Source organism: Bacillus cereus group sp. MG4 (assembly GCF_040460055.1).
In the GTDB taxonomy this organism is placed as follows: Bacteria; Bacillota; Bacilli; order Bacillales; family Bacillaceae_G; genus Bacillus_A; species Bacillus_A wiedmannii.
On the sequence record NZ_JARVGZ010000001.1, the window covers coordinates 3274402 to 3299858 of the forward strand.

A 25457-nucleotide genomic window follows, 5' to 3' on the forward strand; every position below is an offset into this window, starting at 1 on the left:
TATGTGTTGGAAAACTTAGGAAACAGTATGATGCGTCATGACATCGATATGACAATTGTCATGTATTCCTTATGAGAGGAATCAACCTACATACCGCAAGCGAGTAGCAGGACGAAAATAAACATGATACAATCGGGTAAGATATATATTCGAGGAAGGACAGTGGTTTTCATGATTATTCGTAATGAACAAGATTTAGAAGGCTTACGAAAAATCGGCCGCATCGTTGCACTTGCACGTGAAGAAATGAAAAAAGAAGCGAAGCCAGGTATGACAACGAAAGAGCTTGATTTGATCGGTAAAAAAGTATTAGATGAGCATGGTGCTATTTCTGCACCTGAAAAAGAATATGATTTCCCAGGTGTAACTTGTATTAGTGTAAACGAAGAAGTTGCTCACGGCATTCCAGGAGATCGCGTATTAAAAGAAGGCGACTTAGTAAATGTCGACGTATCTGCTGCACTTGATGGCTATTATGCAGATACAGGTATCTCATTTGTACTTGGCGAAGATGAAGCAAAAGAAAAGCTTTGCCAAGCAGCGGTTGATGCATTTTGGGCAGCAATGAAAAAGGTGAAAGCTGGTTCCAAACAAAATCAAATTGGTCGTGCTGTTTCAAACTTTGCACATAAAAATGGATATAATGTAATTCAAAACTTAACTGGTCACGGTATTGGTCTTAGCTTACATGAAGCGCCAAACCACATTTTAAGCTACTTTGACCCAATGGATAATGCGCTTCTAAAAGACGGTCTTGTTATCGCTGTAGAACCATTTATTTCTATGAAAGCTGATCACATTATCGAGCGCGGCGATGATGGTTGGACATTCGTTACACCTGATAAAAGCCTTGTTGCACAATGTGAACATACAGTTGTCGTAACACGCGGCGAGCCGATAATCTTAACAGAAATATAAAAAAGAACCGCTTCTTAGTAGGAAGCGGTTCTTTTTACATACTTTTTGAAAAGAGGCAATACGGTTGAACTCTTTTTCATTTACGTATATAATTTTTAACGAAGGTGATTGATGATTATCTCTCATAAAAGATGATCAAGGGAGTACCTTCTTTTTTTATTTAATAGCATCGATTAAAGGAATGCGTTCTTATTTATTATAAAACGCTATCTACGCTTTAATCTACGAATTGTATACTCTTTTAGACAGTACATATTTTCTTCATCCTGACCAAATTCAAGCTACATTTTATTACTACCTCAATACGATTTTTTTACAATTGGATACATTATTTTGGTTAGCATGTATCGTAAAACTCACCTTTATAAAGACTCTTTGTACATTGCAAGAATACAAATCAATATAAAGTAGGTTAAGCATTTCACTGCATATTTTTTGCATGTACCTATTTTATAAAGAACCACGTAAAAAGTCACAACCTATAAAGGTCTGATATCATTCCTTATCAGGATTTCATTCGACAATTTTTGTCGAAAATTGTATATTCATTCCCTATATTATTAGAATATGCATTTTGTTTTACGTTACAAAGCACCGAATATGAATACTTTCCCTAAAGAGTATACGCAGTAAAGGAGGCATCACATCAGTCCTATTGATCCATGACAAACAATCCCTTCACAAAGCATTTTTATGCAATAGAAGGATTCATAAAGGAGGCACAATGAAAAAACTTTTCAATGTATGTTTAATTGTATTCGTACTATTTTCACAGCTTGCTAGTTTTCCATACAATCAAGTAAAAGCGGAAACATTAACAGGCAATTCATTATTTGACACTGTTGAAATGAAAGATACAACAAACCATATTATTGACGAAGCATTAAATCCTAAAAACTTAATACAAGTAGGATCAACCATTCACCTAGAATATGCTTGGTCAATAAAAGATCATCAAACAGACTCAACAGTGCTCCAAATACCTAAAGCATTAAAAATTAAAAGTGATAAACAAGGAAATTTAATGGCAGATCAACAAATTATTGGTCAATATTTTGTTACAGCAAATGATAACAAAATGAAACTAGTATTTAATGATCAAGTAAAAGATTCCAAAGGTGCTAACGGAAAAATCAATTTTGATACAGTATTCAATCCTGATTTAAAGCCTGGTGCAAAATCTGTTCAACTCTCATTCCCTCTAGGCACAACAGCTAAGTCTATTTCAGTTCCTGTTCAAGTAGATAACCCAGCTTCCCCTACTACGAATAAGGATACTGCCCAACAACCTACGGAAGAGCAAAAGAATGGCGAAGCTCAGCAACCTGCAGAAGAGAAAAAGAACAACGATGCTCAGCAACCTGCGGTAGAGAAAAAGAACAACGATGCTCAGCAACCTGCAGAAGAGAAAAAGAACAACGATGCTCAGCAACCTGCAGAAGAGAAAAAGAACAACGATGCTCAGCATCCTGCAGAAGAGAAAAAGAACAACGATGCTCAGCATCCTGCAGAAGAGAAAAAGAATGGCGATGCAGAGCAACCTACGAAGAATCCTGGTGATAAAACAACAGAACAACCTGTTGATAATCCAGATCCATCACCTAAGCAAATTACAGAAAATATTTTAACAGGTGTCACACTAACGGATAAGGATGGTAAGCCATTTAATGATACGGATAATCGTCCAAATCCGGATTCTATTACCCAAATCGATTTTACATGGGAAATTTTAAAGTCGCTGAACGCCAAAGAAGGTGATTACTTTACTTTCCAACTCCCAGAATACTTTATCGTCCACAATACCATTACAGAAGATTTAATAGATGGAACAGGAAATACGATTGGATCATTCGTTGTTACGCCTGATGGCAAGGTAACGATGACTTTTAATGAATATGTTGACGATTATCCTAATATAGCTGGACATTTAAACATTCGCACGGAGTTTAATGAAGTAAAAATTACAGGGACTACAGAAAAACAAATCCCATTCCCTATTAAAGAAAAAGACGTTATTATTGAGCTTGATTTTAAACCTAAAGTAACACAATCTATAAATAAAAAAGGTGTACCTGATAGACCAATTAATACGAATCAAATTAATTGGACAGTAGAAATGAACAAGACAAAAGATAAACTGACAAATGCTGTCTTCCAAGATAACATTCCAAATGGAGCAAGTCTCAATGAAGATTCTATTAAAGTTTATTATTTAGAGGTAGATATTAACGGAAAGACAACTCGTGGTGCAGAAGTTCCTAAGGAAGAATATGAACTTACTTCATCCTCTGATAAATTAAATATCGCTTTTAAAAAGGAAACGAATAAAGCATATGAAATTGAATATGCGACAAAGATTACGGATGAAAGTGTTACTAGTTTCAAAAATGAAGCAAAAGTATCAAGCAAAAATCAAAAAGATGTAGCTGCAGAGGCAACTGTAACTGTATCACGCGGTACGCATCTAGAGAAAACTAGTAAGTACAACCCAAAAACGCAAACGATTGAATGGACGATCACTTACAACGGTGACCAGAGAGATATTAAAAAAGCCGATGCGCTTTTAAAAGATATTTTGGATAAATCTCATAAAGTTGATAAAAATTCTATCGTGGTAAAAAATGCTTCTTACGATGATGCAGGAAAGCTTGTTACAGGTGACAATGCCACAAACTTTACTGTAAAAGAAACCGATGAGGGATTTGATTTACAGTTTACTGAAGATATTAATAGTGCCTATGTGATTACTTATACATCGAAAGCTACGAATGATGTCATAAAAGATGGCGAAATCGAAAATAAAATTATCGCAGATGGTGAATGGAGTAAAACAAACAAAGTTACATTACAACAACAAAACATCATAAAGAAACATAATAAAAATGCAGGCGATACAGATTACAATGCGAAAACAACAAAGTGGACAATCATTGTAAATGATAACAACTACGTGTTAAACGATGCTGTTATCAAAGATACGTTTGACTATGGTGGCCTAACGTTACAGAAAGATAGTTTCAAAATTACAGACGGCTCGCGAACGCTTGATCCAAAGTTTGATTACACACTTGATGTAACAGATAAGGGATTTGAAGTAAAACTAACTGGTGATTATAAGTCTAATATGGATAAAACTTTAACTATCACATACACAACAGACTTTAATTACGAGAATCTATCCAAAGAGAAGGATAATAAATCCTTCAAAAATACAGCAAATTTATCATGGAAAGATATAAATGGGGACGATAAAAATAGTTCATCCAATGATAAATTCGATCCGGATTACTACACAAAAGGAAACGGGTTTAAATACGGTTCTTACAATGCCCAAACGAAAGAAATTAAATGGGACATAGGTTTTAACTATAATAATATGACGATTAAGGACCCTTCCATCGTTGACGTACTAAGAGATAACCAAAAATTAATGCCGGAATCTATTGAAGTTCGACATATGAAATTAACTGGTGGTGCACATGGATTTGAAGTAGGTGATCCTGTTCCATCTAGCGAATATACGATAGAAACTCCAACAAAAGATAATAACAATACATTAACGATTCATTTTAAAAATGAAATTAAAACGGCGTATCATATTAGCTTTAAGACTTCACTGGTAGGTGAACAAATTAATAAGCGCTACGATAATTATGCCGATTTAAAAGATGGATCGAAAACTGTTACTACTGTCCATGGTGCATTTGAGATCACAAATGGTGGTAGCGGTGTTACGAAAACAGCAAAACAAAATGACAAGTATATTGATTGGAGTGTTTCTATTAATGCAAGTCAATCAACTATCGAAAATGCTGTCGTAACAGACGAACCGACAGACAATCAAATGCTTGATGAAAAGTCCTTCCATCTATATCCGACAACGGTAGCCGTGGATGGAACTTTAACGAAAGATACAGCAAATGAATTAAAAGAAGGAACAGACTATAAACTCAAAGTAATAACAGACAACGATACGGGGAAACAACAGTTTAAAGTTGAATTCCTTCATACCATTGATCGAGCTTATATTTTAGAATACCGCTCACTCATTAATGCAGACCATAATGAAAGGGTAAGTAATAAAGCGACGATTACTGGTCACCGTTTAACATTAACGAAAACTGAAGATGTTAAGTTTGTTGAAGTTAAAGTATCTTCTGGATCTGGAGGTGGTTCTGCTAGTAAAGGACGCGGAAGCCTTCAAATTATAAAGGTTGATGATAAAGATAGAAAAGTACCATTAGCCGGAGCAGAATTTACTTTATATGATCAAACAGGTACAACCGCTATTCGACCAATTACAACAGGTGATGATGGTGTCGCTAAGTTTAACAACTTACGACGCGATAAATATATGATTAAAGAAACGAAAGCACCTAAAGGTTATGTAATTAGTAAAGAATTAAAAGAAGGTATACTTGTTGAGCTAGGTTCTGAAGAAATTACAAAATATACTCTTACAAATAAGAAGTTTGTCGGGAAAGTAGTACTTACAAAAACTGATGCTAAGAGTGGGGAAAAACTTGAACATGCTGTTTTCTCTTTACTAGATCAGAACAAACAAGTCATTCCTGAACATAAAGAATTAACAACAAATAACAAAGGACAAATTACTGTAGATAATTTAAAGCCTGGAACTTACTACTTACAAGAAACAAAGGCTCCTGAGCATTATAAATTAAACAGTACCCCTATTGGATTCACAATCAAGGAAGATCAAACGACTGTAGTATACCGACCTGCAACAAATAGTTTGATTCCAGGATCGGCCATTTTAAAAAAGGTCGATAAAGATGGAAAAACTTTAGCAGGCGCGGAGTTCAGTGTACGAGATCGAAATAACAAAATAATCCCTGGCTATGGAAAATTAACGACAAATGACCAAGGACAAATCGAAGTAAAAGATTTACGTCCTGGAGACTATCAATTTGTTGAAGAAAAAGCTCCAAAAGACTATGACATAGATAAAAAACCAATTGAGTTTACAATTGTAAAAAGTCAAAAGAAAGCAGTTACTGTTACAGCAACAAATCACCTCATTAAAGGTGGCGTCACTTTAACAAAAACTGATGATATCGATGGTACAACTCTTGCAGGTGCCGTATTTAAAATTGTTGATGCTAATGATGAAAAGAAAGTCATTCGCGAAAATGTAAAAACTGGCGCAGATGGTAAAGTAACTGTTAAAGACTTAGAGCCTGGTACGTATAAATTTGTTGAAACAGAAGCTCCTAAGGATTATGTGTTAAATGCAAACCCTATCGAGTTTACAATCGACAAAAGCCAACAGTCCTTTGCTACTGTTACAGCAACAAACAGTTTAAAAACAGGAGATGTCGAATTATTAAAAGTTGATGAGTTTAGTCAGAAAAAGCCGCTAGCAGGTGCTGTATTTAAAATTGTCGATGTAAATAATAATGACGTTCGTACTGACTTAACTACAGATGCTGATGGAAAAATAAAAGCTGATAAGTTACGTCCTGGTAAATATCAATTTATTGAAACAAAGGCTCCAGAGCATTATGTACTAGACGAAACACCGATTCCATTTACAATCGATAGAAGTCAAAAAGAGACTCTACTTGTGAAAGCCGAAAATGCTTTAAAACCAGGAGATGTTGAATTAACGAAAGTTGATGACATCGATGGTACAGCTCTTGAAGGTGCCGTATTTAAAATTGTTGATGCTAATGATGAAAAGAAAGTCATTCGCGAAAATGTAAAAACTGGTGCGGATGGTAAAGCTATCGCTACTGGCTTACGCCCTGGCGATTATAAATTAATCGAAGTAACAGCACCAAAGTATTACGATAAGAATACAAATCCGATCAAGTTCACGATTACAGAAAGTCAAACAACGTCGGCTACTGTTACGGCTAAAAACAGCTTAACAAACGGCGGTATTGAATTAACAAAAGTGAATGCTGCAGATGAAAAGGAAACACTTGAAGGTGCAGTATTTAAAATCGTTAATAGAGATACGAATGAAGTTGTTCGTACAGAACTTGTTACGAATAGTAAAGGAATGCTAGTTGTAGATGACTTACGTCCTGGTAACTATAAACTTATCGAAACAAAGGCTCCAACTTATTACGATGTAAATGTAGAACCTATTGAATTTACAATCGAAAAAGGACAACAAAAGCTTCTTCCACTTACATTTAAAAATAGTTTAACGAAAGGAAAAGTTAAACTTATTAAAGAAGATGATGTGGAAAGTAGTATTGCTCTTGCCGGCGCAGTGTTCACATTACAAGACGCAACTGGCACAGAAATTGCGAAAGATTTAAAAACAGATGATTATGGAGTACTAGTTATTCCTGATTTAGCACCAGGGGATTATCAATTTATTGAAACAGAAGCCCCTGAACATTATAAATTAGATCAAACACCGATTAAGTTCACGATTAAAAAAGGTAGCACGGAAGATCTTCCTATCCCTGTCACTGTAAAAAATAGTTTACTTACAGGTGGCGTCACTTTAACAAAAGTGGATGACGTTGATGGCGTTACACTTAAAGGTGCAGAATTTATAATTGTTGATGCTCATGATACGAAAAAGGTCGTTCGTAAAGGGTTAACTACTGATGAACAGGGTAAAGTTTCTGCTTCTGATTTACGCCCGGGTGACTATCAATTTATTGAAGTAAAAGCTCCAAAAGACTATGATTTAAGCAAAAACCCTATTCCGTTCACTATCGGAAAAAGTCAACAAGAAAACATTACCGTTACTGCTACTAACAGCTTAACGAAAGGCGGCGTCATTTTAACAAAAATTGATGACATCGATCGTACAATGCTGAAAGATGCAGTATTTAAAATTGTTGATATGAAGGGTAACGAAGTTCGCACAAACCTTGTTACAAACGACAATGGTGAAATTTCTGTTTCTAATTTACGTCCAGGAGACTATCAGTTTATTGAAACAGCTGCTCCCGAACATTATATGTTAGACGAAACACCGATTCCATTTACAATTGAAAGAAGTCAAACGGAAAAAATTACTGTTACAGGTAAAAATACGTTGAAAAAAGGTAGCGTGGAATTAACAAAAATTGACGATATTGATACTGATACGAAGCTCGCTAATGCTGTATTTAATTTATTAGATGCAGACGGAGAGATAGTTGAAGAAGGCTTAAAAACAAATGCTGAAGGAAAAATTGTTGTTGAAAATCTACGTCCTGATACGTATAAGTTTATTGAAACAGCTGCTCCTGAACATTACGATTTAAATAAAAAACCGATCGAATTTACAATTAAGAAAAGCCAAACTGAAACTCTTCATGTTACGGCTAAAAACGCTCTAACAAAAGGTGCAGTGGAACTTTCTAAAGTAGATGACATCGATGACACTACCCTTGAAGGTGCAGTATTTAACATTGTTGATATGAATGGGACTGTAATTCATAAAGACCTTGTTACAAATGGTAAAGGGAAGATCGAAATTAACGACCTACGTCCTGGTGATTACCAATTCATCGAAACAGAAGCTCCTAAGCATTACGTTTTAGATGAAACACCAATCAATTTCACTATTGAAAAAGGACAAAAGAAAACTATTTCTTTAACTGCTAAAAATAGTTTAAAACAAGGCAGTATCGAATTAATTAAAGTTGATGATTTAAACGATCAAACAAAACTCGCCAATGCTGTGTTTAATTTACTAGATCAAAACGGGAAAGTACTTAAAACGGATTTAAAAACGAACAGTGAAGGAAAAATCATTGTTGAAAACTTACGTCCTGGTACGTATCAATTTGTCGAAACAACGGCTCCTAAACATTATGATTTAGACAAAAAGCCAATTGTAGTTACAGTTGAAAAAAGCCAGAAAGATATTGCTACTGTTACTATGAAAAATAGTTTAACAAAAGGCGGCGTTGAACTTACTAAAGTGGACGACGTCGATGGTACTACTCTTGAAGGCGCAGTATTCAACATTGTTGATATGAATGGAACTGTAATCCGCAAGAATCTTACTACAAATTCACAAGGTAAAATTAGCGTTTCTGACTTACGTCCGGGTGATTATCAATTCATCGAGACGAAAGCTCCGAAACACTACGATTTAAATAAAGAACCGATTCCTTTTACTATTGAAAAAGGACAAGCTGAACCGATTTCTGTTACTGCTAAAAATAGTTTAACAAAAGGTGCGGTAGAGCTTTCTAAAGTGGATGATATCGACGGTACAGCTCTTGAAGGTGCAGTATTTAAAATTGTTGATGACAAAAACAATGATGTTCGTACTGACTTAACTACTGTTAAAGATGGAAAAATCTCTGTTCCTGATTTACGTCCAGGGGACTATCAGTTTATTGAAATAAAAGCTCCTGAACATTATAAATTAGATAGTACACCGCTTAAATTTACAATTAAGAAAAGCCAAGCAGAGAAGCTACAAGTCACTGCTACTAACAGCTTAATTGAAGGTACTGTTGAATTAATTAAAGTGGATGATATAAATCCAGATACAAAACTTTCTGATGCAGTATTTAACATCATTGATGCGAAAGGTAAAGTTGTTCGCACGAATTTAACTACTGATAAAGACGGGAAAGTTTCTGCTTCTAATTTACGACCAGGAGATTATCAATTCGTTGAAACGAAAGCTCCTAAAGATTATGATTTAAATAAAACACCGATTCCTTTCACTATCGAGAAAAGCCAACCAGCTCACGTTTCCGTTACTGCTAAAAATGGCTTAACTAAAGGTGGCGTGGAATTAACGAAAGTTGACTCTCTAGATGCGAAAGAAACGCTAGAAGGTGCGGTATTTAAAATTACTGATATGAACGGGAACGATATTCGTACGAATTTAGTTACCAATAAAGATGGAAAAATCATCGCTAAAGACTTACAACCCGGAGACTATCAATTTATTGAAACGAAAGCTCCGAAACATTATGACTTAAATGAAGAGCCGATTAAGTTCACAATCGAAAGAAGTCAAACAAAACATGTCTTCGTTACAGCTACGAACAGCTTAACGAAAGGTAGTGTGGAGTTAATTAAAGTTGACGATGTTGAAGAAAACACAACACTTGAAGGTGCGGTATTTAAAATTGTTAATAAGGATGGACACGACGTCCGTACTGATTTAACTACTGATAAAAACGGCCGTTTAGTTGTGGATGAATTACCACCAGGAGACTATGAGTTTATCGAAACAAAAGCTCCTAATCACTATGACTTAAACGAAACACCTATTAAGTTCACAGTTAAAAAAGGACAAGAAAAAATTGCTTCTGTTACTGCTACAAATAGCTTAACTAAGGGTGCTGTTGAACTTTCTAAAGTAGATGACGTTGACCGTTCTGTCCTTAAAGATGCAGTATTTAAAATCGTCGATATGAACGGGCACAACGTTCGTTCTGATTTAACTACTGATAAAGACGGCAAAATCTCTGTTTCTGATTTACGTCCGGGAGACTATCAGTTTATTGAAACAAAGGCTCCTAACCATTACGACTTAAATCAAAATCCTATCAAGTTTACTGTTGAAAAGAGTCAAACGACTAAAGCTTCTGTTACTGCTACAAATAGCTTAACGAAGGGCGCTGTTGAATTAACTAAAGTCGACGACATTGACAACTCTACTCTGGAAGGAGCTATCTTTAAAATCGTTGATCATAACGGCAATGATGTTCGTTCTGATTTAACTACTGATAAAGATGGAAAAATTTCTGTTTCTGATTTACGTCCGGGAGACTATCATTTCGTTGAAACGAAGGCTCCTATTGGATACGATTTAAGTGCTAAGCCAATTCCTTTCACAATTACGAAAGGACAATCTCAAGTTACTTCTGTTACAGCTTTAAATAGTTTAACAACAGGTTCAATGGAGTTAACTAAAATTGATATTGATCACCATGGAACACTTGCAGGTGCCCTTTTCAATATTTTAGATCACGACGGAAAAGTAGTACGAGAAGGTTTACAAACAGACGGGCATGGTAAATTAATCGTAAATGATTTGAAACCTGGTAATTATCAATTAGTGGAAACAAAGGCTCCTAAAGACTATCAATTAGATGCATCACCAATAAACTTTACAATTGAAAAAGCTCAAGCTGCACCACTACAAGTTACAGTTTCAAATAAAAAAATCGATTCTTCATCCGGTGGAGATGATAAACCAATTACTCCTCCTAATAAAGAAGAGGAAACAGGAAAAGAAACTTCTGAAGAACTAGAAAAAGGAAATCCTGACACACATGGTAAAGGAACTTCTGAAGAACTAGAAAAAGAAAACCCTGACACACAAATAAACAAACAGCAAGATGACCGAAATAAGGGTAAAGAACTTCCAAATACAGGTCACAAAAATGATCCTACTCAAACAGTAGGCATCGTACTTCTACTAGCTGGTTTGTTAAGTATTTTAGCTACAAAACGAAAAAAATATTATTAATAGTTTTTCACACCTAATCAAATGAACATTTGATTAGGTGTTTTTTTATGCCAAAAAAGGACGATACATAGAGTATCGTCCTTTTAACGGGGTGAGGCTGCCCAAAAGTACGGAAAACCTTTGAACAGCCTCGTATTTTCATATGGATGCCTTACATATATCACTGATAATAAGTATGAAATGCGGAAACATATTTATCATCACATGATTCAAACATGAGAAAAGAAACCCTATAGGATTCTTTTCTCTACATAATCTAAAGTTTGGGTACACTAGATTCATGCAATGTAGGAGCTTTCCAAGCAGAAAGCGAACCTTCATTTAAAATGATAGCATACATATCTCCATCAAAAATATGCAAATATGCATATAGCGTTTTTTTATTTCTCAATGTCAGAATATTGAAAAATAATAAAGGTGACGGTAAAATAAAGTCGTTATCCGTCTTCTTTTGTCAGTCAGAGAGAATAGAAGAATAGGAGAGGAAAAAATGAAAAAATCTTTGAAACAAAAAATAGTAAGCTCTTTGCTTGCTGTATCACTCGCTGTTAGCTTAGCTCCAATTGGACAAGCCAAAGCTGATTCCACGTCAGAAATCACACAGACTTCACCTATCACAAAACAAGTTGATGCAAGCCGCGCCATCGAACACATCCGTTTCTTATCCGAAACAATTGGTCCTCGCCCTGGTGGGACAAAATCAGAAGAATGGGCTTCTCGCTACGTTGGTATGCAGCTTAAATCAATGGGCTATGAAGTAGAATATCAACCATTTCAAGTGCCGGATCAATACGTTGGATTTATTGAATCACCATTATCCACAAAACGTAATTGGCAAGCCGGCGCTGCCCCTAACGCACTAATTTCTACAGAAGCTGTTACAGCTCCTCTTATCTTTGTTCAAGGTGGAACAAAATTAGAGGATATCCCAAATGAAGTAAACGGAAAAATTGTTCTATTTGAAAGAGGAACAACAGTTGCAGACTATAATAAACAAGTTGAAAATGCTGTTAGCAAAGGAGCAAAAGGTATCCTTTTATACAGTTTAATTGGCGGACGCGGAAATTATGGACAAACCTTCAATCCCCGCCTAACGAAAAAGCAGTCTATCCCTGTCTTTGGTCTTGCTTATGCACAAGGAAATGCATTTAAAGAGGAAATCGCTAAAAAGGGGACCACTCTTCTTTCTCTAAAAGCGAGACATGAATCTAACTTAACATCACTTAATGTCATCGCTAAAAAGAAACCAAAAAACAGCACAGGTAATGAAAAAGCTGTCGTTGTAAGTTCGCACTATGATAGTGTCGTTGGAGCACCTGGAGCAAATGATAATGCTTCTGGTACAGGATTAGTATTAGAACTAGCTCGTGCTTTTCAAAATGTAGAAACTGATAAAGAAATTCGTTTTATTGCTTTTGGTTCTGAAGAGACTGGCTTACTTGGCTCCGATTATTACGTTAATAGTCTATCCCAAAAAGAACGCGATCGAATTTTAGGTGTCTTTAACGCAGACATGGTTGCAACAAATTACGATAAAGCAAAGAATTTATATGCTATGACGCCTAACGGTTCTCCAAACCTTGTAACAGACGCAGCCTTACAAGCAGGTAAACAATTAAATAATGACCTCGTACTGCAAGGAAAATTCGGCTCCAGTGATCACGTGCCATTTGCTGAAGTTGGTATTCCTGCCGCCCTATTTATTTGGATGGGTGTCGATAGTTGGAATCCATTAATCTATCATATTGAGAAGGTATACCATACACCTCAAGATAATGTGTTAGAAAACATTTCGCCTGAACGTATGAAAATGGCATTAGAAGTTATCGGGACAGGAGTTTATAATACACTTCAAAAATCTGTTGCTCAAACTGAACAGAAAGCTGCTTAATCATTTAAAAGACCACTGATTTTTATCGGTGGTCTTTTATTGAGAAAATATATATATGCATAAAAGCATATTTCCTCCTGCCCATTATCCTATACAATATTAAGTGTAACAAAAATGATTACAACTAATAAGGAGGTTTTTTCTACTATGAAAAAAATGATTTTAGCTAGTGCTTTAACTTTAGCAGGAATTACTGGCGCTACCGCTTTTATTCCTGAAACAAAAGTCGCTGCTGCCACTCAAGAACAAAGTTTTACAAAATTTTATTCTTTACAAACTGGAAGTAGTTCTGAACAAGAACCTATTTTCCTCCAAAAAGGACAGGAACTAACAATTCAACCTAACAGTAAAACTCCTAGTTACAGTGTTTATGACTCAAGTCATAACCTTATTGGGAGCTATTCTGATGGTTACGGCCGAATTTTCACTGCAAAAACAGATGGAAATATGTATGTTCAATTTCATGCACCTTTCGTTTACTATAGTCCTGTTAGCTTTTCCGTTACGTATACAATCCAATAAAATAAAGGGCCTTTCTCAAGGCCCTTTATTTTATTTCCCAATTCACTTTTACAAAACCATCTTTCACCAATACACCACTTATATTAAATACATACTTTTCATTTGCCTTTAATGTAGCTTTGAAAGTACCTTTTTTCGATTCACAGATCTCTTTTAACTCTCTTATACCTTCTCCTTGTCTTTCATGCAAACTAAAGCATAAATTCCCACGTTTTGCATCTGTCTCATAAGAAAATGTTACTTCTGTATCTTTTTCATACTCAAGTTCAATATCTTTCCCAGCAATATCCCATGATGAGAATTTTGCCTCATAACTGGTCTCCCCTTGCTTCTCATTTTCTAAATATATATCACCAGCTCTCCACATATCATCTAACGTTTGAACGAAAGCAAAGCCGCTCAGTAATACAAACATCGCACTTGCAAATATGACAACTAATGTTATCTTTTGTTTTTTCATAGCCCTCATCGTATGTTCTCCTTCTATTTTCTTGTTACTTCTTCGTATCATATATAACAAAACTCCAATAAAAAATGGCAATACAATCGATATAACACTCCACCACTTACTTATCCCACGCGTTTTCGCATCTGTATACACCCATGATGCTACACATACTAAAAGTGCTATAAAAGTTAAAAGCATTGTAATCCCAGCTATCTCAAATACTACAAATGGATTAGCGAACTCTATCATGTAATTTATACTCCTTCTTTAAAAATGACTGTATGACAACATATATAGGAACGTATAGATGCATCATAATCAAACTTGCTATCAACATAGGGACTTTATGATTCAAATGAGTGACAAACTGCTCCATAACAATTGTTAATAAAATAATCCAAATCGCATGAATACAAATAACCCATCTCTTCTCTAATTTTCGAGCATTTCGTACGCTCTGTTTCGTATTATTTATCAGCTCTTCGCTTGGAATCATGTCTTCAGCTAAGCTGCTCCTTATCTTCTGATCAAACTTATCTTCCGTCATAAACGAACCCCTCCAAATGTTCCCGCATTTGCTTCTTCGCATAATTAAGGCGGTATTTCACCGTACCAATCGGTATATTTAATATTTCGCTCATTTCTTTATAAGAGTATTGTTCATAATAGTAGAGTACGAGCACGGTTTTATATTTTTCATTCAATAGCTGTATAACTTCCCGTATCATTTCCGCTTCCACTTTTTGAATAAATTCTTCTGATATATTCACTTCATCTGCGAAATCGATTTCTCCACCATCCTCTTTATGAAACAAATCCAATACGCGATCTTTCCACCTTTTCTTCTTACGATAAAAGTCATAAAACGCACGAACACAAATTGTAGTAATCCATTTTTTATAATTTTCCACGCAAGAAAGCTGGTGCCGAGAGGAAAAAACTTTTATCCAAGTCTCTTGAAAAATATCTTCTGCATCTTCTTTCGTTTTTGCTAATTTATAGCATAAGGAATATATTTGCTGCTTATATATATCAATTAATTCTTCTACCTTTTCTTCCATCTTAAACCTCCTGTCATTTATATAAGACGACGCAAATTCTCCTTTTGTTTGATAAAATTTTATTTTTTTATTATCTCCATACAAAAAGGCAATCACAACATCGTGTGATTGCCTTTTACTGAAAACGAAAAATCGGTTAGAATACTCGGTGGCTTCGCGTCTTCCTATTCTGAACGAGCCGCTTCCGCTTTTTTTTATTACATTTTTTCTGGTGCAGATACTCCTACGATTGCTAATGAGTTTTGAAGTGTAGTGCGTACTGCTTTCATTAACTCATAGCGAGCTTTACTTAATTCTAAGTTATCTTGGTTTAATACTTTTTCTGCATTGTAGAAGCTGTGTAATGTTGCTGCTAATTCAAATGCATAGCTTGTAATGCGGTGTGGCAGACGTTTTTGCGCTGCATCCGCAACTACAGCTGGGAATTCACCAAGTTTTTTCAGTAACTCTACTTCTTTCTCAGAAGTAACAAGTTTGTAGTTCACATCTCCACCTGCAGCTAGTCCTAACTCTTCACCTTGACGAAGGATACTGCATACGCGAGCATGAGCATACTGTGCATAGTATACTGGGTTTTCATTAGATTTTGATACAGCTAAGTCCATATCAAAGTCTAAATGAGAATCACCGCTACGCATTGCGAAGAAGTAACGCATTGCGTCCACGCCTACTTCTTCCATAAGCTCACGAAGTGTAACTGCTTTACCTGTACGCTTACTCATCTTCATTTTTTCACCATTTTGGTACAGTTGTACCATTTGGATGATTTCTACTTCAAGTGTTTCTTTATCGTAACCAAGCGCTTGAATAGCAGCTTTCATACGAGGAATGTAACCGTGGTGGTCAGCACCCCAAATGTTGATTAACTTATCGAAACCACGCTCTAATTTATCACGATGGTAAGCGATATCTGGCGTTAAGTATGTGTAAGAACCGTCTTTTTTAATTAATACACGGTTTTTGTCGTCACCGTAAGTCATAGAACGGAACCAAGTTGCACCGCCTTCTTCAAAGATCTCGTCACGCTCTTTTAATACTGCAAGTGCAGCATCGATTTTTCCGTTTTTGTATAATGATGTTTCTGAGAACCATACATCAAACTTAACACGGAAGCTTTCTAAGTCTTTTTGAAGTTTTGCTAACTCATATTTTAAACCGTATGAACGATAGAACTCATAGCTTTCTTCAGCATCAGCTTTTGCATAACGATCGCCAAACTCTTCAGCTAAACGCTTACCGATTCCAATGATGTCCGCACCATGGTATCCGTCTTCTGGCATTTCTTTCTCTAGGCCTAAAGCTTGCATGTAACGAGCTTCAACAGAAAGAGCTAAGTTATGAATTTGGTTACCAGCGTCATTAATGTAGTACTCACGAGATACATCGTATCCTGCTTTTGCTAATACGTTACATAAAGTGTCACCTACTGCCGCACCACGTGCATGTCCTAAGTGAAGGTCACCTGTTGGGTTCGCAGATACGAACTCAATTTGTACTTTTTCACCTTTACCAGTATTCGTTTCACCGTAAGCTTCGCCAGCGTTAACGATTGTTGGGATTAAGTCTGTTAAGTAGCTATTATCCATGTAGAAGTTAATGAAACCAGGTCCTGCGATTTCAATTTTTTCAATAGAAGCTTTTGCTTTATCGAAGTTTGCAACTAATTCTTCTGCAATCATACGAGGTGCTTTTTTCGCAACGCGTGCAAGTTGCATTGCCATATTTGTAGAGAAGTCACCATTTGTTTTATCTTTTGGAGATTCTAATACAACGTTTGGAATCTGTTCTTCTGTCGCTAATTCTGCCTTTAATACAGCAGCTTGAATTTCTTCTTTAATCAATCCTTTTACTTGTTCTAAAGAATTCATTATTTTGCCTCCTTCAAATTAAGTGTAATTGTATATCTGCCAGCTTCTTGTTCACTTAGAAGCAATGCGTACGTTAAGAAAAGTTGTCCTTTTTTCTTTTCATCCGACCATTTAAAAAGAACGTTATCAGTTTTCGTTTGCAATGCAAACGTACCAAGTTCACTCGTATACGTACCAGTTGTCCATTCACCTTTCACATGCGTTTGACGCATTGAAACAGCACCTGAACGCATAATGAGAACTTGTTCATCTTGAATTTTAATAATTGTTTTCACTTCGCCCTGTTCGTTCGGCTCTTGGAATGTTACATATGTACCTTGACCTTTTACATAGTATTGACCATTTGCTTCAAAAGCAACGGTTTCCTTCCTCGCCCCTTCACGGATTTCTGTTACGAAATGAACGTGTACCGGCAAGCCTGCAAGTTGTTTCTCCACGTCTTGCACACCCTTCACATGTTATAGATATTAAATAATGTATATAATAAATCACTTTTCCTATCATATCAAAAAAAACCTCTGTCTGTCTGCTGAAAAATCAGGAAAACTCCTTTTCAAAAAATAATTCACCTTCACCTTATTTCATATGATAAAATATTTTTTAAATCTAAATATTCTTTCATTTAAAGAGGTGAATTATGTGCTACCAACAAAATTGAAAAAAGGTGATAAAATTAGAGTTATTTCACCATCTTGTAGTCTAAGTATTGTCTCAAATACGAACCAAGAGCTTGCTATGAAAAGATTAACCGATATGGGCTTTCAAGTTACATTCTCAACATATGCTGATGAGATAGATCGATTTGCTTCCTCTTCTATTTCTTCACGTGTTCAAGACCTCCACGAGGCATTTAGAGACCCTAATGTAAAAGCCATTTTGACAACACTTGGCGGATACAACTCTAATGGTTTATTGAAACATCTCGATTATGATTTAATTCGAGAAAACTCGAAATTTTTCTGTGGCTATTCTGATATTACCGCTTTAAATAATGCAATTTACACAAAAACAGGACTTATTACATTTTCAGGACCCCATTTCTCTTCATTTGGAATGGAGAAAGGTCTCGAATATACGACTGATTACTTTTTACAATGCTTAACTTCTAATAAGCCTATTGAAGTCCTACCATCTGAAACGTGGAGCGATGATTCTTGGTATATAGATCAGGAAAATCGAGAATTCATTACAAATGAAGGTTATATTTCGATTCATGAAGGCGAAGCAACTGGAGAGATTATCGGTGGTAATATGAGTACATTGAATTTACTACAAGGTACACCATATATGCCAAACTTACAGGGGAAAATATTATTTCTTGAGGAGGATAGTTTAACTGGAAAAGCTACCCTTAACACTTTTGATCGTTATTTACATTCTCTTATGCAGCAACCTGACTTTGAACATGTAAAAGGCATCGTTATAGGAAAGATGCAAAAAGGTGCAGAATGTACGATAGAAGACATTCAAGAAATGATTGCTTCAAAGCCTGAACTTACACATATACCTATCATTGCAAACGCAAGTTTCGGGCATACAACCCCGATTTTCACTTTCCCAATTGGTGGACGTGCAAAAATCATTTCTAATAAAGAGAATTCAGCTATCACCATTTTAACGCACTAAAAAAGGAGCGAACGATTCGCTCCTTTTACGGTTTTTCTATTTTTTCCAACGCTTTTTGCGGAATTGATTCTTTTGGGATTTCAGCCCATCCTTTTCCTTGCATACCTTTTGCATAAATTTTTATAAACGCCCCCGTATGCAATTCACGGTTCATCATTCTTTTCACAACTTGTAACTTTCCGTCTTCTGTATACCCTTTAAATGTATACAAGTATTCACCGTCTTTTTTCTCACCTTTATTTATAACCGCATAATAATCTTGTATTTCTTTATTTGAAAAGAAGTTGTCTACAAAAGCATGCACACCTTCTGTTTTCGTGTTTAAATAGTACGCTGTTCCACCTAAAATAATGGCGAATACAGCTAAAACTTTAATTACCAATTTCATACATGCGCCTCCTGTTTGCACTTCTTTCTCACTAATCTTATGTCTATACCTGTATTATACGGAAAAAGGCATACTATACTCTATTGAAAAGTCTTACACTTTCCTTACATTATTGTAAGGGTTTTTCAACTTATAGCAATTTCCCAATAAAAAATTTTCCGTTTCATGAACTTTTATATTATTATTGAATGATACAAATTTTTATTATAAAAATCAAAGGAGACAGTTTTCAAATGGCTATCTTGCAAGGTTTAGCACTATTACTTGTTGTACTTTGTCTATTTACACTTTTTAGTTACCGTGCTCCTTACGGAATGAAAGCAATGGGTGCTTTAGCTAATGCAGCAATCGCAAGTTTTCTTATTGAAGCATTTCACCGTTATATCGGTGGAGAGATGTTTCATAATGACTTTTTACAATCAGTAGGAGAAGCTTCTGGTAGTATGAGCGGTGTCGCAGCGGCAATTTTAGTCGCACTAGCAATCGGTGTTTCACCCGTATATGCTGTTTTAATCGGTATCGCTACTAGCGGATTCGGTATTTTACCAGGATTTTTCGCTGGATACGTTTGCGCTTTCGTCGTGAAATTTCTCGAAAAGAAATTACCGGCTGGTGTAGAATTTTTAGCAATTTTATTTATTGCCGCACCAATCTCACGCGGAATGGCCATGCTTATGGATCCGCTCGTGAACGCAACGCTCGGTAAAATCGGTTCTATGATTTCAGTTGCAACTACAGAAAGTCCTATCATTATGGGTATTATGCTTGGTGGATTAATAACAGTTATTTCTACCTCTCCATTAAGTTCTATGGCACTAACTGCAATGCTAGGATTAACAGGTTTACCAATGGCAATTGGTAGTCTTGCCGTAGCAGCCTCAGCCCCAATGAACTTTATTTTCTTTAAACGACTAAAAATTTGTTCAAAGAAAGACACAATCGCTGTAGCAATCGAGCCTTTAACACAAGCCGATGTTGTTTCAGCAAATCCAATTCCAATTTATGCGACAAACTTCGTTGGCGGTGCGCTTGCTGGTATTATTACCTCTCTGTTCCAGCTCGTTAATAATGCGCCAGGAACAGCATCACCAATCCCAGGACTTCTTGTCTTATTCGGATTTAATGACGTTGTAAAAGTAACAATTGCTGCTGTATTATGTGGAATCGTTACCACTATTGTTGGATACATCGGATCAATCGTATTCCGCAAATATCCAATTCGTTCTGCTGATGAAATTCGCGGCATTACTTCGGAAGAAAAAGTTGCATAAGAAAAAGAGCTATTCTCATTGTTTGAGAGTAGCTCTTTTTCTTGTCATGTAACGGTAAATGAAATTATATTAGCGATTTTTCAAATATATCGACTTACCGACACATAACGACAAAATAAGAATTCCCTATTCATATAGGAGGCTCTTATTTTATCCAACTACAACGGAACGGCCAGAATGATCGGTGGCTTCGCTTCTTCCTTCGAGGCAAAAAGCGCCTCTACGTCTGAAGCTCCATCCCCCTCACATTCTAAACGAGCCACTTCCGCTTTTATTCTATCCAGTTACGCCTCCTAGACCCTTGCGTCTAAGAACCTTTCCTGCCAAAAGGTAAAAAGCACCTTTTGCAGGAAAGAACATTAGTCACCGTGTCTAAACAGTCGGCTTCACTTTTATTTCACCCAACCGAGCAGCATTTCCCGCACGAATTTGCTTGCTGCGACTGGTGTTTGATCACTATGGTCGTAGACAGGAGCTACTTCTACTAAGTCTGCTCCAACTACATTTATATTTGAATTTGCAATTGCCACGATGGAATCTAATAATTCTTTAGATGTGATACCTCCAGCTTCTAACGTTCCTGTTCCTGGGGCGTGAGCTGGGTCTAATACGTCAATGTCGATTGTGACATAAACTGGGCGTCCTGCAAGCTTCGGTAATACTTCTTTTAACGGTTCTAATACGTCAAATTTATATAAGTTCATACCTACTTCTTTTGCCCATTCGAATTCTTCCTTCATTCCAGAACGAATACCGAAAGAATATACGTTTTCCGGACCAATTAAATCGCACACTTTACGAATAGGTGTAGAGTGGGATAAAGGCTCCCCTTCATACGATTCACGTAAATCAGTATGGGCATCCATATGGATGATTGCTAAATCCGGATATTTTTTTGCCATTGCCTTAAAAATTGGCCAAGACACTAAGTGCTCACCGCCGAGACCTAGTGGAAACTTATCGGCATCTAAAAGTTTTGATACATACTCTTCAATCATGTCTATGCTACGCTGTGGATTTCCAAATGGTAATGGAATATCACCCGCATCAAAATATTTTACCTCTTCTAGTTCACGATCTAAATATGGGCTATATTCTTCAAGACCGATTGACACTTCACGAATACGTGCAGGGCCAAAACGAGAACCTGGACGGTAGCTTACTGTCCAATCCATTGGCATCCCGTAAATAACTGCCTCTGACTCTTCAAAACTTGGATGACTTTTAATAAATACTTTACCTGAATAAGCTTCATCAAAACGCATACTCTTTTCCTCCTTGTGTGGAACTTAAGGTATCCCAACCTTTCATTATTTCTCAAATTTGGAGCGAGCTGCTCCTCTTTCTCGATTTACCGGTGTCTTCTTTTTTAACAATAAGAAGACAATTTTCTTTACAGGAGTGTAAGTAGCTAGCATGTTCAAGTCTTCTGGACAAACACCTTAAATGAGCTACCTACACTATATTTGTTCAAACTCGATTTCTTACTTAATTAAATCGCCAACAAATTTCGGTAATGCGAATGCTGCATTGTGTAATTCTTTTGTGTAGTATTTCGTTTCGATTTCGTGGAAACGCTCTTCACTCACTTCTAATGGATCATGTTTTTTAGATCCAATTGTGAACGTCCAAAGACCACTTGGGTAAGTTGGAATGTTCGCTGTGTATAAACGAGTAATTGGGAAGATCTCCTTTACGTCTTTAAACACAGTTGTAATTAGTTCTGGTGTGAACCAAGGGTTGTCCGTTTGTGCAACGAAAATACCATCTTCTTTTAACGCTTTAGAGATTCCAGCGTAGAATCCTTTTGTAAATAGATTTACTGCTGGTCCTACTGGCTCAGTAGAATCTACCATAATTACGTCATATTCATTTTCGCTTTCTGCAATGTGTAGGAAACCGTCTCCTACTTTTACTTCTACACGCTCATTATCTAGTGCGCCTGCAATTGATGGTAAGTATTGTTTAGAGTACTCAATTACTTTTCCATCGATTTCAACAAGAGTTGCTTTCTTTACGCTTGGGTGTTTTAACACTTCACGAATAACACCGCCATCGCCACCACCTACAACTAATACGTTTTCAGGGTTTGGATGTGTAAATAAAGGTACGTGCGCTACCATTTCATGATAAACGAACTCATCTTTTTCTGTTGTCATAACCATGCCATCTAAAATAAGCATGTTTCCGAACTCTTCCGTTTCAACCATATCAAGTTTTTGGAATTCTGTTTGCTCCGTATGTAATGTGCGGTTAATACGCGCCGTAATCCCAAAATGTTTTGTTTGTTTTTCAGTGAACCATAGTTCCATCGTACAATCACGCCTTTCAATGCAAATTTATAATAGGGACATCATTAATGTCCCCTAACAAAAATAAAACAAAACATCCAAAAAGTATAGTTAAAAGTACAAAAATACCGAAAATATATTTTAGTCAGAGGGTTCTAACATATGTACGAAAAGGAATTGCCCTGTAATAGGAAAGAAAACCCTTTCTTAAGAAAGGGCTTTTGTCTCTACTTCTACTGGTTTTCGAACCGGAATTAAAATCATTACACAACCGACTAACACAACAATTCCACCGACTAAAAACGGACTTTGCGGTGAAACAGTGTGGCCGATAATTCCTGATAAGATTGGAGCAATTGCGCCACCTAACCAACGAACGAAGTTATAAACACCTGATGTAACAGATCTTTCATAAGGTGAAATATCCATTACATAACTTGTAAATAATGCATTATTTAATCCAGATGCTAATCCCGATAGAACAATTAATACAATTTGTAACCACATAACTTTCACGAAGAATAGTGCGATTAAGAAAAGCGCAAATACGAGTAAACTACCTTTCAACAATGCTTTCGGTTCATATTTCCCTTCTAGCTTATGGGCCAAAATTGCAGAACCGTAAGCTAACGCTAATCCCCATCCGCAAAATACAAACCCTAATTGAATAGCAGATAAATGCATAATAAGTGGTGAATATGCTAGCACAACGAAAAATCCGTAGTAGTATAACATTCCTGAAATCGCACCTTGCATAAACGGTTTATATTTCACCAGGTTAAGTAATTCCCCTACGCCTGCCGCTTTACGTTTCACTTTTCGCTCCGGTTCTTTTACAAAAAAGAAAACTAAAATAAATGCTAAGAAAATTAAAATACTCGTCGCAAAAAATGGGTAACGCCAAGAATGTCCACCTAATATCCCGCCTAATAACGGTCCGCCTGCCATCCCTAAACCGATAGCTGCTTCATATAGTCCTACTGCTTCATGAACTTCTTTACTTAATGCAATCAATAATGTCATCGCCGTTGCGAAGAACATCGCATTTCCTAATCCCCACCCCGCGCGGAAAATAGATAATTGGGCAATCGTTTGCGATATACCGCATATAAACGCAAATACAGTTACAATCGCAAGACCGATCGTCATCATTCGTTTATCACCAAATCTTGATGCGAATATTCCAGCTGGTAACATCATAATTGCCATCGTTAAAATATATGCTGTAAATAACATCTCTACTTGCCAATGCGATGCACCAATTTGCTCAGCAATACTTGGTAAGATTGGGTCGACTACCCCTATACCCGAAAAGGCAAGGAAGGTAGCCACCACTGTAATCAATCTCCCTAATTTTTGTTTGCTCTCCATTTTGATCATTCTCCTTTTGTACTCTCTAAAAATGTCGCTGCACGATGTAGGCTATCTTCGAGTTCCGCCTTTACACGCTGCATTTGCTCCATTTTCTCGTCTAGCGTTTGCACTTGTTTTTCAAGCATCTCTTTAATTTCTTGAATCACTTCGCGGTCACGAGGATTCTCACTATTTCTTCTTTGCTCCATTCTTTCTTTTAACGATAAAAAATGTTGCATTTCTTGAAGTGTAATCCCTAATACTTCTTTCGCTTCTACAATCCTTTTAATTCTAGCGATGTCCTCGTCCGTATACAGGCGAATGTTCCCCTCACTACGTTCAGGGGGATGAATTAAACCAATTTCCTCATAATAACGAAGTGTACGTTTTGTTAAACCAACTTGCTTTGTGACTTCATCAATTTTATACATGTTTATTCCTCCCTTCACTCGATTATTACATTTTACGTTAACGTTAACTTTTGCGCAACTGTTAGACTTTTGTAAATGTTTATCCCATTCAATTGTATTTTTCCAAAAGCAGTTTCATAATGAAAGAAAAGAAACGATAAGGAGATTTCCGTATGAATAAACCACTTATTTTCGCCCACCGCGGGGTAAAAGGAACACATCCAGAAAATACGATGATTGCCTTCCAAGAAGCAGAACGCATTGGTGCCCACGGAATTGAGCTTGATGTCCACCTATCAAAAGATGGTGAACTTGTCGTGATTCACGATGAAACAGTAGATCGCACAACAAATGGCATAGGTCTTGTTTCTGAAAAAACGGTAGCGGAATTACAAGCTTTAGATGCTGGTAGCCATAAAGAACCTTCTTTCCATGAAGCAAAAATCCCAACGTTACGTGAAGTATTCATTTGGTTATCTACGACAAATTTACAGCTCAATATTGAGTTAAAAACAGATGTTATCCACTATCCAACTATTGAAGAAAAAGCTGTTGCTCTCGTTCGTGAATACCATCTATCTAATCAAATTGTATTCTCATCATTTAACCACGACTCTGTTTCATTATTAGCAGAAATAGCTCCTGAAATCCCGAGAGCAATTTTATATGACACACCACTTGCTGATCCGATTGCTGAAGCAAAAAATAGAAACGCAACTGGTTTACACCCAAACTTTCAATTATTAACAAAAGAATTTGTCCAATTTGCACAAAATCAAGGGTACGTTTTCCGCCCTTATACGATTAACGAATACAAAGATTTACAAACTATGATTGACTATGGCGTGGATGTCATTATTACCGATTGGCCAGCACGTGCCCTTGAGCTCCTTTCTTAATTGAAGGAGCTTTTTGTTTTCGAAATTTCATTGTTTAAAATAACCGAAAACCCTCAATACTAATACAATAATGTTTGTATTAGTATTGAGGGGC

17 protein-coding genes are annotated in these 25457 nt (G+C 36.4%); 7 read left to right on the forward strand and 10 right to left on the reverse strand.

Going from position 1 to position 25457, the window contains the following annotated elements:
- The first annotated feature begins 123 nt into the window (after nt 1-123).
- The 4 genes from map (at nt 124) to QCI41_RS17315 (ending at nt 13748) form a co-directional block, all read left to right on the forward strand.
- Nucleotides 124-918 carry a type I methionyl aminopeptidase gene (gene map, locus QCI41_RS17300; RefSeq protein WP_002096176.1) on the forward strand — a complete coding sequence of 265 codons (795 nt, stop codon included), beginning with the start codon at nt 124-126 and terminating at the stop codon, nt 916-918.
- 724 nt (nt 919-1642) lie between these two features.
- Nucleotides 1643-11335, forward strand: a complete 9693-nt coding sequence (locus QCI41_RS17305; RefSeq protein ID WP_353837007.1) for a SpaA isopeptide-forming pilin-related protein — start codon at nt 1643-1645, stop codon at nt 11333-11335.
- A gap of 490 nt (nt 11336-11825) precedes the next feature.
- Complete coding sequence (locus QCI41_RS17310) at nt 11826-13226, forward strand: M28 family metallopeptidase (protein WP_353837006.1); 1401 nt, start codon at nt 11826-11828, stop codon at nt 13224-13226.
- A 147-nt stretch (nt 13227-13373) separates the two neighbouring features.
- The gene (locus QCI41_RS17315) at nt 13374-13748 is read left to right on the forward strand and encodes a hypothetical protein (protein ID WP_353837005.1); all 375 of its coding nucleotides are present in this window, start codon (nt 13374-13376) and stop codon (nt 13746-13748) included.
- Nucleotides 13749-13773: 25 nt separating this feature from the next.
- Here the strand turns inward: QCI41_RS17315 and QCI41_RS17320 are convergent, their stop codons facing one another.
- The 5 genes from QCI41_RS17320 to QCI41_RS17340 all read right to left on the reverse strand — a co-directional run bounded on the left by QCI41_RS17320 (nt 13774) and on the right by QCI41_RS17340 (nt 17562).
- Entirely contained in the window at nt 13774-14445 is a 672-nt protein-coding gene (locus QCI41_RS17320; RefSeq protein ID WP_353837004.1) for an ABA4-like family protein, read from the reverse strand.
- Nucleotides 14429-14743: an anti-sigma factor gene (locus QCI41_RS17325; RefSeq protein ID WP_353837003.1), complete on the reverse strand. Its 315-nt coding sequence runs from the start codon at nt 14741-14743 to the stop codon at nt 14429-14431. The genes QCI41_RS17320 and QCI41_RS17325 overlap by 17 nt, the downstream gene beginning before the upstream one ends.
- Nucleotides 14730-15257, reverse strand: a complete 528-nt coding sequence (locus QCI41_RS17330) for an RNA polymerase sigma factor (RefSeq protein WP_000391645.1) — start codon at nt 15255-15257, stop codon at nt 14730-14732. Before QCI41_RS17330 ends, QCI41_RS17325 begins: the two co-directional genes overlap by 14 nt.
- A gap of 197 nt (nt 15258-15454) precedes the next feature.
- Nucleotides 15455-17125, reverse strand: a complete 1671-nt coding sequence (gene argS / locus QCI41_RS17335; protein WP_353837002.1) for an arginine--tRNA ligase — start codon at nt 17123-17125, stop codon at nt 15455-15457.
- Nucleotides 17125-17562 carry a YwiB family protein gene (locus tag QCI41_RS17340; RefSeq protein ID WP_000414868.1) on the reverse strand — a complete coding sequence of 146 codons (438 nt, stop codon included), beginning with the start codon at nt 17560-17562 and terminating at the stop codon, nt 17125-17127. Before QCI41_RS17340 ends, argS begins: the two co-directional genes overlap by 1 nt.
- Before the next feature lie 202 nt (nt 17563-17764).
- On the opposite strand from QCI41_RS17340, the gene QCI41_RS17345 reads away from it, so the two are divergent.
- Nucleotides 17765-18751, forward strand: coding sequence for a S66 family peptidase (locus QCI41_RS17345; RefSeq protein ID WP_353837001.1), 987 nt, complete (start codon nt 17765-17767; stop codon nt 18749-18751).
- A 25-nt stretch (nt 18752-18776) separates the two neighbouring features.
- Here the strand turns inward: QCI41_RS17345 and QCI41_RS17350 are convergent, their stop codons facing one another.
- A complete protein-coding gene (locus tag QCI41_RS17350; protein WP_000779928.1) occupies nt 18777-19139 on the reverse strand; it encodes a YxeA family protein in 363 nt (120 codons plus the stop codon).
- 233 nt (nt 19140-19372) lie between these two features.
- Between QCI41_RS17350 and QCI41_RS17355 the strand changes: the two genes are divergently transcribed.
- Nucleotides 19373-20410: a PTS sugar transporter subunit IIC gene (locus QCI41_RS17355; RefSeq protein WP_000996323.1), complete on the forward strand. Its 1038-nt coding sequence runs from the start codon at nt 19373-19375 to the stop codon at nt 20408-20410.
- Nucleotides 20411-20802: 392 nt separating this feature from the next.
- Here QCI41_RS17355 and speB read toward each other — a convergent pair whose 3' ends face one another.
- The 4 genes from speB to QCI41_RS17375 all read right to left on the reverse strand — a co-directional run bounded on the left by speB (nt 20803) and on the right by QCI41_RS17375 (nt 24485).
- Nucleotides 20803-21675 (reverse strand): agmatinase, encoded by an 873-nt coding sequence (gene speB / locus QCI41_RS17360; protein WP_001209823.1) that lies wholly within the window; start codon nt 21673-21675, stop codon nt 20803-20805.
- Nucleotides 21676-21894: 219 nt separating this feature from the next.
- Nucleotides 21895-22722 (reverse strand): polyamine aminopropyltransferase, encoded by an 828-nt coding sequence (gene speE / locus QCI41_RS17365; RefSeq protein WP_000424696.1) that lies wholly within the window; start codon nt 22720-22722, stop codon nt 21895-21897.
- A gap of 186 nt (nt 22723-22908) precedes the next feature.
- Nucleotides 22909-24072 (reverse strand): MFS transporter, encoded by a 1164-nt coding sequence (locus QCI41_RS17370; protein ID WP_060487953.1) that lies wholly within the window; start codon nt 24070-24072, stop codon nt 22909-22911.
- Between the two features lie 5 nt (nt 24073-24077).
- Nucleotides 24078-24485, reverse strand: coding sequence for a MerR family transcriptional regulator (locus tag QCI41_RS17375; protein ID WP_000276564.1), 408 nt, complete (start codon nt 24483-24485; stop codon nt 24078-24080).
- A gap of 152 nt (nt 24486-24637) precedes the next feature.
- Between QCI41_RS17375 and QCI41_RS17380 the strand changes: the two genes are divergently transcribed.
- Nucleotides 24638-25363: a glycerophosphodiester phosphodiesterase gene (locus QCI41_RS17380; RefSeq protein ID WP_001039759.1), complete on the forward strand. Its 726-nt coding sequence runs from the start codon at nt 24638-24640 to the stop codon at nt 25361-25363.
- Nucleotides 25364-25457: the final 94 nt, after the last annotated feature.

What these genes read in the sequence shown, in the direction of transcription:
- map (WP_002096176.1), top strand. Translation starts at nt 124, where the DNA reads ATGATACAATCGGGTAAGATATATATTCGAGGAAGGACAGTGGTTTTC.
- QCI41_RS17305 (WP_353837007.1), top strand. Translation starts at nt 1,643, where the DNA reads ATGAAAAAACTTTTCAATGTATGTTTAATTGTATTCGTACTATTTTCA.
- QCI41_RS17310 (WP_353837006.1), top strand. Translation starts at nt 11,826, where the DNA reads ATGAAAAAATCTTTGAAACAAAAAATAGTAAGCTCTTTGCTTGCTGTA.
- QCI41_RS17315 (WP_353837005.1), top strand. Translation starts at nt 13,374, where the DNA reads ATGAAAAAAATGATTTTAGCTAGTGCTTTAACTTTAGCAGGAATTACT.
- QCI41_RS17320 (WP_353837004.1), bottom strand. Translation starts at nt 14,445, where the DNA reads ATGATAGAGTTCGCTAATCCATTTGTAGTATTTGAGATAGCTGGGATT.
- QCI41_RS17325 (WP_353837003.1), bottom strand. Translation starts at nt 14,743, where the DNA reads ATGACGGAAGATAAGTTTGATCAGAAGATAAGGAGCAGCTTAGCTGAA.
- QCI41_RS17330 (WP_000391645.1), bottom strand. Translation starts at nt 15,257, where the DNA reads ATGGAAGAAAAGGTAGAAGAATTAATTGATATATATAAGCAGCAAATA.
- argS (WP_353837002.1), bottom strand. Translation starts at nt 17,125, where the DNA reads ATGAATTCTTTAGAACAAGTAAAAGGATTGATTAAAGAAGAAATTCAA.
- QCI41_RS17350 (WP_000779928.1), bottom strand. Translation starts at nt 19,139, where the DNA reads ATGAAATTGGTAATTAAAGTTTTAGCTGTATTCGCCATTATTTTAGGT.
- QCI41_RS17355 (WP_000996323.1), top strand. Translation starts at nt 19,373, where the DNA reads ATGGCTATCTTGCAAGGTTTAGCACTATTACTTGTTGTACTTTGTCTA.
- speB (WP_001209823.1), bottom strand. Translation starts at nt 21,675, where the DNA reads ATGCGTTTTGATGAAGCTTATTCAGGTAAAGTATTTATTAAAAGTCAT.
- speE (WP_000424696.1), bottom strand. Translation starts at nt 22,722, where the DNA reads ATGGAACTATGGTTCACTGAAAAACAAACAAAACATTTTGGGATTACG.
- QCI41_RS17370 (WP_060487953.1), bottom strand. Translation starts at nt 24,072, where the DNA reads ATGGAGAGCAAACAAAAATTAGGGAGATTGATTACAGTGGTGGCTACC.
- QCI41_RS17375 (WP_000276564.1), bottom strand. Translation starts at nt 24,485, where the DNA reads ATGTATAAAATTGATGAAGTCACAAAGCAAGTTGGTTTAACAAAACGT.
- QCI41_RS17380 (WP_001039759.1), top strand. Translation starts at nt 24,638, where the DNA reads ATGAATAAACCACTTATTTTCGCCCACCGCGGGGTAAAAGGAACACAT.